This is a genomic window from Candidatus Nitrosopumilus sp. bin_7KS (assembly GCF_054095835.1).
Genome location: NZ_JBSWSO010000004.1, coordinates 226,366 through 239,120 on the forward strand (window position 1 = coordinate 226,366; position 12,755 = coordinate 239,120).

Below are 12,755 nucleotides of genomic sequence, written 5' to 3' on the forward strand. Positions count from 1 at the left end.
CACCTAATTTCAACATACGTATCAATCTTGCAACTTTTGATATTTTTAGAAAAGAGTTAAACTGCGTTAGACTATTTTGAAATTAGGTTGACAGAAAAAGAGCCGTTCCTTGATGCAATGAAAAATCGTGTATTATTATTTGATGGTGCAATGGGAACTGAAATCCAAAGACATGATCCACAACCAGAAGATTTTCCTAATAATCAAGATGGTTTTAACGATGGATTAGTAATTACACATCCTGAATGGATTAAAGAAATTCACAGAAATTATTTAGATGCTGGGTCTGATTGCATTGAAACAAATTCATTTGGTTCAAATAAAATCAAGCTTGCTGAATATGGTTTTGGAGATCAAACAATTGAATTTAATAAAAAAATTGCCTTACTTGCATTTGAAGTTTGTGCAGAATATTCTGATAAACCGCGATATGTAATTGGGTCGATGGGTCCAACTGGCTATCTTCCAAGTTCCAATGATCCTGATCTTGGACAAATATCGCTAGATGAAATACGTGAAGCATTTGAATTACAAGCTGAAGGATTAATTCTTGGTGGTGTTGACGCATTACTAATTGAAACAAGCCAAGATCTTTTAGAAATCAAACTTGTCATTGAGGCATGTCATAATGCGATAAAAAAAACTGGTAAAAAAGTCCCAATTATTGCAAATACTACATTGGATCAATACGGTAAAATGTTACTTGGCACAAATGTTCAAGCTGCATACACGACTGTTTCTGATATGGGAATTGATATTTTTGGATTAAATTGTTCTACTGGTCCTATTGAGATGAATCCTAGTGTTCAGTGGTTAGATGAACAAGATGAACATAGCATATTGGTTGTTCCAAATGCAGGTATGCCTGAAAACGATGGTGGACAAGCAGTTTACAAAATGACTCCTGAAAAAATGGGTCAAGCCTTAGGGGATTTTCTTACTCAATACAAAAAAGTTCGAATTATTGGTGGGTGTTGTGGAACAAATCCCGAACACATCAAGGCCCTAAGGAAAGTAATTGACGAAAAAGCCAGTTCTATCGAGGGTTAAGTATTTACGAAAACAGGTGTGATTTTACAATATTGACAGTTCCAAGAGTAAGTTCGGCATTGAAAGCAGTTGATCTAAAACAAGTTCCTGCTCCTTTGATTATTGGTGAGCGAATCAATACTCAAGGTTCTCGTAAAGCAAAGAAAATGGTTCTCGAAGATGATTATGAGGGCTTGGTTGATTTGGGGAGAATGCAAGTTGAGGACGGTGCACATTGTCTTGATGTTTGTGTTGCAACTACGGAACGTGCAGATGAAAAAGAATTCATGTTAAATTTAGTAAAACGGTTAAGCTTAGAAATTGATGCACCACTGGTAATTGATTCTACAGATCCTGAAGTCATTGAAGCGTCTGTGACACAGATACCTGGAAGGCCTATAATTAATTCAATAAATCTTGAAGGCGATGGAAGTAGATTTGAAAAACTTGCTCCTATCATGGCAAAGTATGGTTTACCTGCGATTGCATTGTGTATTGGACCTGAAGGAATGGCTAAAACTCCTCAACAAAAAGTTGATACTGCAGAATTACTTTATGAAACAGGAAAAAAATATGGATTAAAAATTGAACAGTTCATTTTTGATGTTCTTACATTTACTTTGGCAACAGGAGAAGATGAATTTCTTGATGCAGGAAAAAATACTCTGGAAGGAATTAAACTAGTTAAAGAAAAATTCCCAAATTGTTTCACAACTTTGGGGCTTAGTAACATCAGCTTTGGTCTTGCACCATATGCTAGAAAAATCCTCAATTCAGCATTCTTATATCATGCAGTTAAGGCTGGTCTTGATTCTGCAATAGTTAATGCAAAAGAGATTATTCCTTATGGTGAAATTGATGAGAAGGAGAGAAAACTTGTAGATGATCTAATTTTTAACACGCATCCTGATGCATTATCTGATTCGATTGCATATTTTGAGAATCTAGGATCTCAAGTTGGTACTGCTTCAAAGAAAGTTGATGTTGATCCTTCCTGGCCTGCAGGAAAACGTGCAAATTTTAGAATTGTAAATAGAATCAAAGATGGAATTCAAAATGATGTTGTATCTGCAATCGCTGAGAAACTTGGGAAAAATGATATTATCAAAGATACTGATGGGGTTCTTTCTCTTGATGCTCCAAAAGAAGTTACACATGAAGGTGCCATTAGAACTCTCAATGAAGATTTACTTCCTGCAATGAAAGAGGTTGGCGATAAATTTGGTTCAGGAGAATTAATCTTGCCTTTTGTTCTCAAGTCTGCAGAATGTATGAAAGCCTCAGTTGGCGAACTGGAAAAATATCTGGTAAAAGAGGAGGGAACAAGCAAGGGTGTACTTGTTTTAGGTACTGTTTATGGGGACGTTCATGATATCGGCAAAAATCTTGTAAAGACAATTTTTCAAAATAATGGATACACGGTACATGATTTGGGAAAACAAGTTCCATTACAAAAATTCATTGAAAAAATCGATGAAACAAAACCTGACGCAATTGGATTATCTGCATTATTGGTATCTACTTCAAAACAGATGAAGTTCTTTGTAGAACATGCAAGAAAAAACAATATGACTGTCCCAATCCTTTGCGGTGGTGCTGCAATTAACAGCAATTACATAAATCGAATTGCAAAAGAAGATGGGATTTACGAACCTGGTGTATTTTACTGTAATACTATGTTTGAAGGCCTCAAAACAATGGATACTTTAGTTTCTGATGAAAAACCAAAACTTCTATCTGATTGGAAAGAAAAGTTAGAAAATTGGAAAGACAAATCTACTGCAAAAATAGATCCTGACACTCTTCCGAAAAGTGAAATTAAGCCAGTTCAAGCTCCTACTCCAAAAATAGTTGGAGAGCCAATTCGATTAAAATTAGATCAAATCAATATGGCCGAAGTCTGGACTATGATTGATAAGAAATCATTATTCAAATTATCTTGGGGATTGAGAGGAAAGGCAGGTTCTGAATCTCAAGATGAACACGAACAATTACTCACTGAATGGAAGATGAGAATTATTAGAGACAAACTCATTGAGCCTGAAATTGTTTATGGATATTTCAAATGTCACAATAAAGATAGGAAATTACTCGTTGAAAATCCTAATGGCGATGATGTAGAATTGGAATTCCCGCGCTCCACAAAATCAGATCACCTATGTCTTACTGACTATTTTGGCGATGATGATATTGTTGCATTTCAATCTGTAACTGTGGGGAATAAAGTGGCTGATATCATTGAACAGTGGAATAAGGAAGACAAGTATACTGATGCTTATTATCTGCATGGGCTAGCAGTTGAAATTGCTGAGGCTTTAGCCGAATGGGTTAATCAGCGAATCAAAACAGAACTAAATTTGGAAAAAGGTGGTTTAAGATATAGTTGGGGATTTCCAAGTTGTCCTGATGTTGCACAACATCATCTTGTATGGAAATTATTACAACCTGAAAAATCTGGAATGACTTTAACGGAATCTGGACAAATCATTCCTGAACAATCTACTACAGCAATCGTTATTCACCATCCAGATGCAAAATATTTTGTTCTTTAATCGGATAGTTTTTCTAAAAATTCATTCAATCCATTAAAGTCACTAGGTGATGTAAGTAACACGTCTCCAGTTATTTCTTGTGTTTTGTGTAACAACTCTTCAAAATCTTTACTGTATGATTCTAAATCTAAATTCAAAAACTTTGCCGATTTTTCATTTTTAGGTGATGGATACAAAAGAATTGGAATTATTGAAAATCCCTTTAGATTGTCTGATAGGTTTTGAACTTGTTCTATGTTTTGAATAACTTGAGTCATGAATCCTTTGGGATTTGCATCTATTTTTTTTCCAATTTTGGAAAAATTAGGCTTGTTGGGTATTGAAAGATACAACTCAATTTTAGAATCTATTCCTTGCTGTTTCAATCTCTTTACCGTAGTACTTGGAAATTGACCTGAATCTTTTTTACCTGTTTGAGATGGATCGCCCATTAGAATCAAAATCCCTGAAAATCCTATTACAATACAATTTTTTACAAATTCTAAAATTTCATCTTCACTCTTATCTCTAACTCTTAGACTAACTGTGATAGGTAAATCTGGAATTTCTCGTTTAATTATTTTACCAACTTCAATTGGGGAAATTCTTTGAAATCCTAATACATTTTCTGTTAGATGAATTGCATCACACTTTTTTGAAATAATTTTTATTTTATCTACAAATTTTTCAATTGATTCATTTGTATCTACATCAGGTAGAATTTTGGGAGGATTAGCTTCATACCTAACTGTCATATTTTCAATTCTTCTATCCTTGGTTAAAACCTTTGAATACCAAAACCCATATGGAATAGTAGGAAAGAACCACGATGCTTTTAGATGAATTAAAATCCAACCTTTCTACTAAAATTAATCCTAAAATTGAATCTGATAGAAAATATCGTTTAGCATCAGTACTAGTAGTGATCTATGGGAAAGAACCAATTGTTGTAATGACTGAAAAACCAAAACATATGACATTTCATGCTGGTGAAATTTCATTCCCTGGTGGAAAATTGGAATCAACTGATTCAGATCTTTTAGAAACTGCATTACGTGAAACAAATGAAGAGATTGGACTTGCAATTTCTCCAGAACAAGTAATGGGCCAATTGGAACCTGTTGTAACATTAAATTCTGGATTTTTGATTTTACCATTTATTTCAGTAGTAAATGAAATCCCTACACTTTCAGCCAACGCAGAAGTTGAAAAAATTTTCCATATTCCACTAGAGTCATTTTTAAAAACTGAGGCAAAGGATCCAGATCCATCTCATAATGTTATTCAAGAAATGTATACATTTGAATATCAAAATCAAATTGTGTGGGGAGCTTCTGCTAGAATTTTAAAACAGATTCGAAATTGCCTAAAATCCTGAGATTCATTTAAAAAGAGCTCTTCGTGCCTGAAAATCTATGGCTGCACGTAAGTCCTCTCCAAGGAAAATCCGTTTACTCAAAAAGACTAGACAGACATCAGCAGTACCTGCATGGATTATTCTTAAAACAAAGAGAAATGTTAGAACCAATCCAAAACGTAGAGCTTGGAGATCAACTGATGTGGAGGTCGGATAGATGTCTCAAGAATTAGAACGAGTTTATACAATTCCACTTGGTAAAGTAAAAATTTCACAATCTCAACATAGAGCTGTTAGAGCAATTAACATGATTAGAGAATTTGCTCGACATCACATGAAAGTTGAGACAATCAAAATAGATGAAGAATTAGCTCGTGAAATTTGGGCAAAAGGTGTTAGGAACCCTCCACGAAAAGTTAGGGTAAGAATGACTAAAACTGATGAAGGATTTATTCTTGTTTCTAGATATGATGAAGATGCAGAATCTAAAGTATCTCCTGAAAAAGAAACCAAAAAAGTTTCAGATAAAGTAGAAGAACCAGCTAAAGAAGCACCAAAGAAAGAAGAACCAGCTAAAGAAGCACCAAAGAAAGAAGAACCAGCTAAAGAAGCACCAAAGAAAGAAGAACCAGCTAAAGAAGCACCAAAGAAAGAAGAACCAGCTAAAGAAGCACCAAAGAAAGATTAATTCTTTTCAAAAAATTATAATTTTAAAAAATAAGTTTATTCTAATTGATACAAATCTAATTCACAATCAATACTACAGTCTGGTGTTGACCAATCAAGTGTATCTTCTTGTGGAATCATTCCTAGAGGATCATAGTTATCAAATTTTGTCATTCCTTGAATTGATGATAACATTACAACTTTGGATTCTTCTGCAGATGATGTCATGTCAATTTGTGAATTGCTTTCATTAACAATTCCTGCTGTAAGGTTTGTAATTGAATTGATAACTCCTACTGGAATATCACTTCCTCCAACTACATACAACATTGAACGTTTAACTGAATTTGGAGGAGCATTTCCATAAAGCATTTTGAGTGAATCTCTTAGTGAGTCTTCAATATGTTGACCATCTTTACTAGTGGATAGAATACTTGTTTCATTGGATATTTCTGAAGAACCTAGTGAACCTACAACATGCATCATTGCAGAATTTGCAATTTCATAACATGCTTTTGGACTCAAATCTGGGTTGCTTTCCAGTAATGAATCATTATCAAGTACAATTGTGCATTTTGAATTTTCTCTTACTCTTTTTAGTGACACACCTGAATTGAAAATTCTATCTTTTTCATATTTGAAGGGCATAATTGCAAAGGAAACTAATCCTGCATCTGCTTCTTTACACATTTCCGATACTACGGGTGCCATGGCTGAGCCTGCTTTGCCTGCCAAATTACTCATTAAGACAACTGTGGAATAACCTGAAATTTTTGATTTTATTTCATCAGCAACTTTGTAAGTTGAGCCTCTGATTAATTGGACTGATGGATTAACTACTGATTCAGTAGAAACATGAACTGATGGAATTTCTGATGATAAATCATTTTTATCGTTACTAATTACTAGACAATCTGAATTTAGAGCATTTTTTGCTTCTATTGCTAATTTTGAGCCTACGCCGCCAAGGCCTATGACTAATACGGGTTCTTTAACTTGGAAGCTCATTTCTGATCTTATTTTCTGATTTAGATAAAAAACCTTCTTACGTTTTTTTAATCAAATTTTAGATCGAAAAAAATTAGCTTGCGATCTTTCCAATTAATCTCTTCACAGTGGCATTTGTGATTTCAACTGTATGTGATTGGCCTAGTTCCACCTTATCTTCAACTGCTATAGGCTTGTAAGCAAAGTTTCTACCCTTTATCCCCTCTTCTGTCATTTCATCAAATAGGACTTTGCCTTTCCAACCGATCCATTTTTGATTGCTCTCCATTGACAATTTACTGATCTGTTCAAAAATTATCTTGGTTCTTCGTTTAACTTCAGCTGCATCAATTTGATCCAATTCAGCAGCATCTGTTCCTGGTCTTGCACTATACTTTGATAGATTAACTACATCTGGTTTTATTTCATCTAGTAATGCTATTGTTTTTTGGAATTCTTTTTCTGTTTCAGTTGGGAAACCTACAATGATATCTGTGGAAATAGTAAAGTCTCCAAATCTTTCTCTCACTTTATTTACAATCTCTCTAAATGTTCCAGATGTATGGCCTCGCTTCATATCATTTAGTACTTTGTCACTTCCACTCTGTACTGGAATATGTAAAAATTTGAAAACTTTATCGTTATCAAAAGATTCAATTAAATTTTCTTTAATTCTTGGCATGTACATTGGGTTCATCATACCAACTCGTATCATGAAATCATCTGGAATTTCAGAAACTGCATTTACTAATGATGGTAAATCTGTACCAATATCAAATCCATAACATCCATTATCTGTAGATGTCAACCATACTTCTTTACATCCTTCTTTGATTTCTGTTTGAACTTGTCTTACAATGTCTCCTAATCTGTAACTTGAAAGATCTCCTTTAGATAATTTGGTTTGACAAAACGTACATTCGCTCATACATCCACTTGCAATCTCTACAATTCCCACTGTCGGGTTTAGTCTTACTTTGGGAAGTCCAACTTTGGATAAGTCAGTATCCTCCAATGCAATTTGTTTTCTTCCCTCTAGAGTTGAATTAATTACTTGAAGGGTTTTTCCTAATGAATTTGGCCCTAGTAGACTGGCGTTTTCTGAATATTTCTCCACGTTTTCTTTTTCAGCTTTTGGAAGACACCCTGCTACGATGAGTGGTTTTGATTTTAATGAATTAATTCTATACATCATTTTATTTGCAGTTGAGTCTTTTACAGAACAAGTGACCACAATATTTAGATCCGAATCTGAGGAATTATCAGCTAAAGTATGCCCTCCATTCAAAATTAATCCTGAAATCATTTCTGAATCTGCAAAACTTGCAGAGCATCCATAAGCTTCTACAAAGATCTTTGCCATAATCTATCCAAATAGAGAATCAATTTCTTTGTTGCTCATTAGTTTCTTTGAAACTACAAGTTCCCTGATGGTTTTTCCAGTTTTCAATGATTCTTTGAAAAGTTCTGCAGACTTTAGGTATCCAATTTTTGGAGTTAACAATGTGACAATTACAGGACTATTTTCAATATCTTCACGTAATTTGTCTTTGTTAGCTGTTAATCCATCAATTAGATTTGCAGAAAATATTGGTAGGAAGTTTTTCAGCATGTCAGTTGATTCCAACATACACTTTAGCATTCCCGGAAGCATAACGTTTAGCTCAAACTGTCCTCCTTGAGCTGCACATGACACTGCTGTGTCATTCCCAATAATGTTGAAGCAAACCATGTTCATGCATTCTGCCAATGATGGATTTACTTTTCCAGGCATGATTGATGAACCTGCATGAACTGCAGGAATTCCTAGTTCTGCCAATCCTGCAATTGGACCTGATGCCATTAATCTAATGTCGTTTGAAACTTTACCAATTTCTATTGCCAAGTTTCGTAAAGCGCTTGATAGATTTGCTACTGCAAATTTACTTTGCAAACTATGCTGCATATCTTTTTCTGGTTTTAATGATAATTTTGAAATTTTACCAAGTTCTGCTATTGCAATTTTTCTATATCCTTTTGGTGTATTAGCTCCAGAACCTACAGCAGTACCGCCAAGTGCAACATTTTGTAATTCTTTTTGTGCATCAATAATTTCTTTTTTAGCTTTAGTAATTGATGTAACATATGCTGCAAATTCACTACCTAGTGTAACTGGTAATGCATCCATCAGATGAGTCCTTCCAATTTTCTTAAATGATGAAAATTGTTTTGCTTTTTTAGATAATGATTTTATTAAAATATCAATTGCAGGAATAGTTTCTTTAAGATTCATCAAAATTGCAACATGCATTGCAGTAGGGTATGTATCGTTACTTGATTGAGACATGTTGACGTGGTCATTTGGATGAAGGAATTCATACTGTCCTTTTTTCTTATGTAAAACCTCTAATGCCACATTTGAAATAACTTCATTTGAATTCATGTTAAAAGCAGTACCTGCTCCAGAATTTATCATATCTACTACAAATTGATCAACATATTTCCCATCTAGGATTTTGTCACATGCTGTAACAATAGCTTTTCCACGTTTTGTATCAATTGCCTTTGTTTTCATATTTGCAACTGCTGCTGAGCGTTTTATCATTACAAATGACTTGATCAAATTTTCATGGCTTTTGTTACCTGTTACGTGATATTGCTTGACTGCTCTTCCTGTAAATGCTCCATAATATGCGTCTTCTGGAATTTTGACTTTTCCAAGTGAATCTTCATCTAATCTAAATTTCATGATGACTATACTAATTTCCCACCATTATTCATTCTTTTTCAGATATTTCCAAAAAATCACGTACCAATAATGGGAATTATTATATAGGAATTGTAAGGTCGTTGCTTTATGAATAAGCGTATTAGTATGCTCTTTACTATTGCAGCAGTAGCTGTAATGGGAGCAACCTTATTCGGAAGCACATACACACAAACCCAAATTAGCGGACAGTCCCTTGACATGACCCAAATGGATGTCGATGTCATGGATCAAATTCGTAATATGGGCGGTTTACAACTTGTAATGCCTCAAGCATTCGCAGAAACTGATTGTGGTGCACTTGCACAAACTGGACGCACTGTCGTTGAGTTTGATTTGACTGGTGAAAGTGTCGAACTTCCAATTATGGGAGGAAAAACTTACAACGCCATGACCTTTAGTGGACAAGTCCCAGGACCAACACTAAGAGTTACACAAGGTGATGTTGTAAAAATGACATTAACAATTCCAGCCGATGAAGTTACTGGACACGGTAACGACATGCACGCATCTCAAATATCTGCTAGCGCATTCGAGTCTGTCAATCCTGGTGAAACAAGCATGTACTGCTACATTGCAGAAGCTGCTGGTGTTTTCAAATACCACTGTTCTGGTGTCAAACTAATTGGCATGGACCAACACGTTCTTTCCGGCATGTACGGAATTGCAATCGTTGATCCAATCAATGGATACAAGAAATTAATGGTAGAGAAAACCTCAGTTAGTGCAGGTAAAGTTTCATTAGATAGACAATTCTACGATGCAGACGCATTAGAGTTCCAACTCCAATACAATCAATTGTACCTAACACCTGAAGGTAATTATGATGCTGGAAAAATGTTCAAGCACCAAAACACTGCAACAGTTGTTAATGGAATGCAATTTGGTTATGTACCAAACATGGCTCATAACTTACTCGTCAATGGCGATGTAAACAAGAACATCTTTGTCGCACAACCATGGAATGGACTTGAACACAAGCAATACCAATCACAACTCTTGTTTGTTGAAAATGATCAACACGTGAGACTCTTTATTGAAAACCAAGGTAACGAACCAGTTTTCTTCCACATTGTTGGAGAAATCTTGGACAGAGTTACACAAGGTAACAGAGTACAATCCGCAGCAACTGAAACATGGTTACTCGGAGGTTCACAAAACATGATTGTTGACTTGGTCTTTGATGAACCAGGTGCATATGCAGCAGTAAACCATGATTATGCAGCAATTTACACTGGCGCAGCTACAGTCTTTGTAGCAGGTGACCCATTCGGCTTGAACCCAGTTCTAGTTGAGAAAGGAGTTATCCCAGCACCAGTAGCATCTTATGCATATGCTTTAGGCAATCCAAGTGATGCTGTCCCTCCAATGGGAAAGAACAGTATTGCTCATCCTGCACTAAACATTCACGGTTTATACACTGATGAAGTAGCTTCTGAAATGCAAGCAAGTGGCGATTATGTCGCATTATGGGAAGTAATTCCTGTAGTAGCAGAAATCCTTACTTCTTGATAATTTAACATCTTTTTTTCTTTTTATTTTCTTAATGAATTATATTCCGTTGTTCATTTTCTACTCTTATGGGATTTGAAGACTCTGTATTGATTTGTGATGAAGTCGATCCTATCCTGAATAAAATTTTAATTGATAATGGACTAAAAGTTTCATATGAGCCAGAAATTACTCCTGAACAAATTATAGAAAAAATTTCTACTTTTAATATTGTAATTGTTCGAAGTCGAACTACAATCACAAAAGAAATGATAGAGAAAGCAGATAATTGTAAGATTATTGCACGCGTTGGAGTTGGATTAGACAATGTTGATCAAGAAGCAGCTAAAACAAAAAATATCCGTGTAATCAATGCAGTTGAAGGCGCAATGAATGCAGTTGCAGAATTAGTTTTAGGTTTAATGTTGTCTCTTGCAAGACAAACTGGCAGAGGTGATAGAGCAATTAGAAATCAGCAATGGCTCAAAAAAGAACTCAAAGGAACTGAACTTCGAGGAAAATATTTAGGAATTATTGGATTAGGAAACATTGGTAAAAGATTGGGAAGACTTGCACGTGCATTAAACATGAATATCATTGGCTATGATGTAATGCCAATTGATGAGGAATTTGCAAAAGAAGTTGGTTTGATGAAAGCTGATTTGAACACTCTGTTACAAAGTTCTGATTATGTTTCTATTCATGTTCCACTTTTAGATTCTACTTACCATCTTTTAGATGCCAAAAAAATGTCAACAATGAAAAAGACTGCAAAAATTATCAACACCTCGAGAGGTGGAGTTGTTGATGAGGATGCTCTTTACAATGCTCTCAAAAATGGTACGTTGGGTGGTGCAGCATTAGATGTGTTTGAAAAAGAACCTGCAATTGGAACAAAACTTGCAGAACTAGATAATGTAATTCTAACACCGCACATAGGGGCTCAAACTAAAGAGGCACAATCATTGGCAGCAAATGTAATTGCTGAAAAGATTATTCAAATCCTTCGTGGCGTAATCTAGTATTATTTCTGCCTGAACTTTAAAAATAAGTAAAAAAGTTGACTTTTACGTGATTTATTATCGTCTCTTCATTTTTAACGTCAATTTGGAACTCAAAATATACAAATGAATAATTTAGCTGTAAAGGAACTCTATTCGGAAAAACACACACAGTTACCTAGTGTTAATTTTCTCTTGAAAATATCTCTTGGATTAATCTTGTTTACTATGATTTCAACTGCACTAGTTTATGCAGAAACAATGTCTGTTGAGGTAGATGGAACTTCTTATGATGTGGAATATACTGTAACTGGAATGACGGTTTCTGGAATTGTGGCTGACACTGAATTTATTTCATTAATTTTAACTGTTGATGTAACTGAATCAAATGGAGTATTAGACATTGTTCTAGATCGTACTTTCTTTGATTCAACATATGAAGGAGTAGATGAAGACTTTTTTATTTTAGCAGATGATGATGAAGCTAATTTTTCAGAAACATCTACTTTATCTCAAAGAACTTTGAATATTGAGGTTCCATCTGGAACTCAAACCATTGAAATTATTGGTTCTGTATTTGGACAAACTGTAGAGGAAACACCAGTTGAAGAAACCCCTGTAGAGGAAACACCAGTTGAAGAAACCCCTGTAGAGGAAACACCAGTTGAAGAAACACCAGTTGAAGAAACCCCTGTAGATGAAACACCCAAAACCCAATGTGGTCCTGGAACAGTTCTCAAAGATGGAGCATGTGTATTAGATGAACGATGTGGTCCTGGAACAGTTCTCAAAGATGGGGCATGTGTATTAGATCCAACATCACAATCATCAGGTTCTAGTGGAAAAGGAATGGGCAAAGAGGCAATAATGGGATTTGTTATAGCATTTCTAGGTGCTGGAATTGTTGCAGTTGTTTTTGGAATAATTGCTAGAAGCCAGAGATAATA

Annotated in this window: 12 protein-coding genes; 8 read left to right on the forward strand and 4 right to left on the reverse strand. The window is 34.9% G+C overall.

Annotated features, from left to right (window positions below):
* The first annotated feature begins 87 nt into the window (after positions 1-87).
* Both ACW9W4_RS04620 and ACW9W4_RS04625 read left to right on the forward strand, forming a co-directional pair.
* Entirely contained in the window at positions 88-1,050 is a 963-nt protein-coding gene (locus ACW9W4_RS04620) for a homocysteine S-methyltransferase family protein (RefSeq protein WP_457761307.1), read from the forward strand.
* A 32-nt stretch (positions 1,051-1,082) separates the two neighbouring features.
* Complete coding sequence (locus tag ACW9W4_RS04625) at positions 1,083-3,581, forward strand: dihydropteroate synthase (RefSeq protein WP_457761308.1); 2,499 nt, start codon at positions 1,083-1,085, stop codon at positions 3,579-3,581.
* Here ACW9W4_RS04625 and ACW9W4_RS04630 read toward each other — a convergent pair.
* Positions 3,578-4,315, reverse strand: a complete 738-nt coding sequence (locus ACW9W4_RS04630) for a 5,10-methenyltetrahydrofolate synthetase (protein ID WP_457761309.1) — start codon at positions 4,313-4,315, stop codon at positions 3,578-3,580. The two genes, ACW9W4_RS04625 and ACW9W4_RS04630, sit on opposite strands and share 4 nt — an antisense overlap.
* Before the next feature lie 74 nt (positions 4,316-4,389).
* Here ACW9W4_RS04630 and ACW9W4_RS04635 point away from each other — a divergent pair, with 74 nt between their 5' ends.
* Genes ACW9W4_RS04635 through ACW9W4_RS04645 form a run of 3 tightly spaced genes read left to right on the forward strand, consistent with a single transcriptional unit; the run spans position 4,390 to position 5,605 of the window.
* Entirely contained in the window at positions 4,390-4,938 is a 549-nt protein-coding gene (locus ACW9W4_RS04635; protein ID WP_457761310.1) for an NUDIX hydrolase, read from the forward strand.
* 37 nt (positions 4,939-4,975) lie between these two features.
* Positions 4,976-5,134, forward strand: a complete 159-nt coding sequence (locus ACW9W4_RS04640) for a hypothetical protein (protein ID WP_008301622.1) — start codon at positions 4,976-4,978, stop codon at positions 5,132-5,134.
* Positions 5,135-5,605: a 50S ribosomal protein L31e gene (locus ACW9W4_RS04645; RefSeq protein WP_457761311.1), complete on the forward strand. Its 471-nt coding sequence runs from the start codon at positions 5,135-5,137 to the stop codon at positions 5,603-5,605.
* A 35-nt stretch (positions 5,606-5,640) separates the two neighbouring features.
* Here the strand turns inward: ACW9W4_RS04645 and ACW9W4_RS04650 are convergent, their stop codons facing one another.
* The 3 genes from ACW9W4_RS04650 to ACW9W4_RS04660 form a co-directional block, all read right to left on the reverse strand.
* Positions 5,641-6,591, reverse strand: a complete 951-nt coding sequence (locus ACW9W4_RS04650) for a cell division protein FtsZ (protein WP_457761312.1) — start codon at positions 6,589-6,591, stop codon at positions 5,641-5,643.
* Positions 6,592-6,664: 73 nt separating this feature from the next.
* Positions 6,665-7,933 (reverse strand): tRNA (N(6)-L-threonylcarbamoyladenosine(37)-C(2))-methylthiotransferase, encoded by a 1,269-nt coding sequence (locus tag ACW9W4_RS04655; protein ID WP_457761313.1) that lies wholly within the window; start codon positions 7,931-7,933, stop codon positions 6,665-6,667.
* Positions 7,934-7,936: 3 nt separating this feature from the next.
* Complete coding sequence (locus ACW9W4_RS04660; RefSeq protein ID WP_457761314.1) at positions 7,937-9,298, reverse strand: aspartate ammonia-lyase; 1,362 nt, start codon at positions 9,296-9,298, stop codon at positions 7,937-7,939.
* 126 nt (positions 9,299-9,424) lie between these two features.
* Between ACW9W4_RS04660 and ACW9W4_RS04665 the strand changes: the two genes are divergently transcribed.
* From ACW9W4_RS04665 to ACW9W4_RS04675, 3 genes are all read left to right on the forward strand, one after another.
* Positions 9,425-10,828, forward strand: a complete 1,404-nt coding sequence (locus tag ACW9W4_RS04665; RefSeq protein WP_457761457.1) for a multicopper oxidase domain-containing protein — start codon at positions 9,425-9,427, stop codon at positions 10,826-10,828.
* 68 nt (positions 10,829-10,896) lie between these two features.
* On the forward strand, positions 10,897-11,829 hold the full coding sequence (locus ACW9W4_RS04670; protein ID WP_457761315.1) for a D-2-hydroxyacid dehydrogenase: 933 nt from the start codon (positions 10,897-10,899) through the stop codon (positions 11,827-11,829).
* 105 nt (positions 11,830-11,934) lie between these two features.
* The gene (locus ACW9W4_RS04675; protein WP_457761316.1) at positions 11,935-12,753 is read left to right on the forward strand and encodes a hypothetical protein; all 819 of its coding nucleotides are present in this window, start codon (positions 11,935-11,937) and stop codon (positions 12,751-12,753) included.
* Positions 12,754-12,755 lie beyond the last annotated feature (2 nt).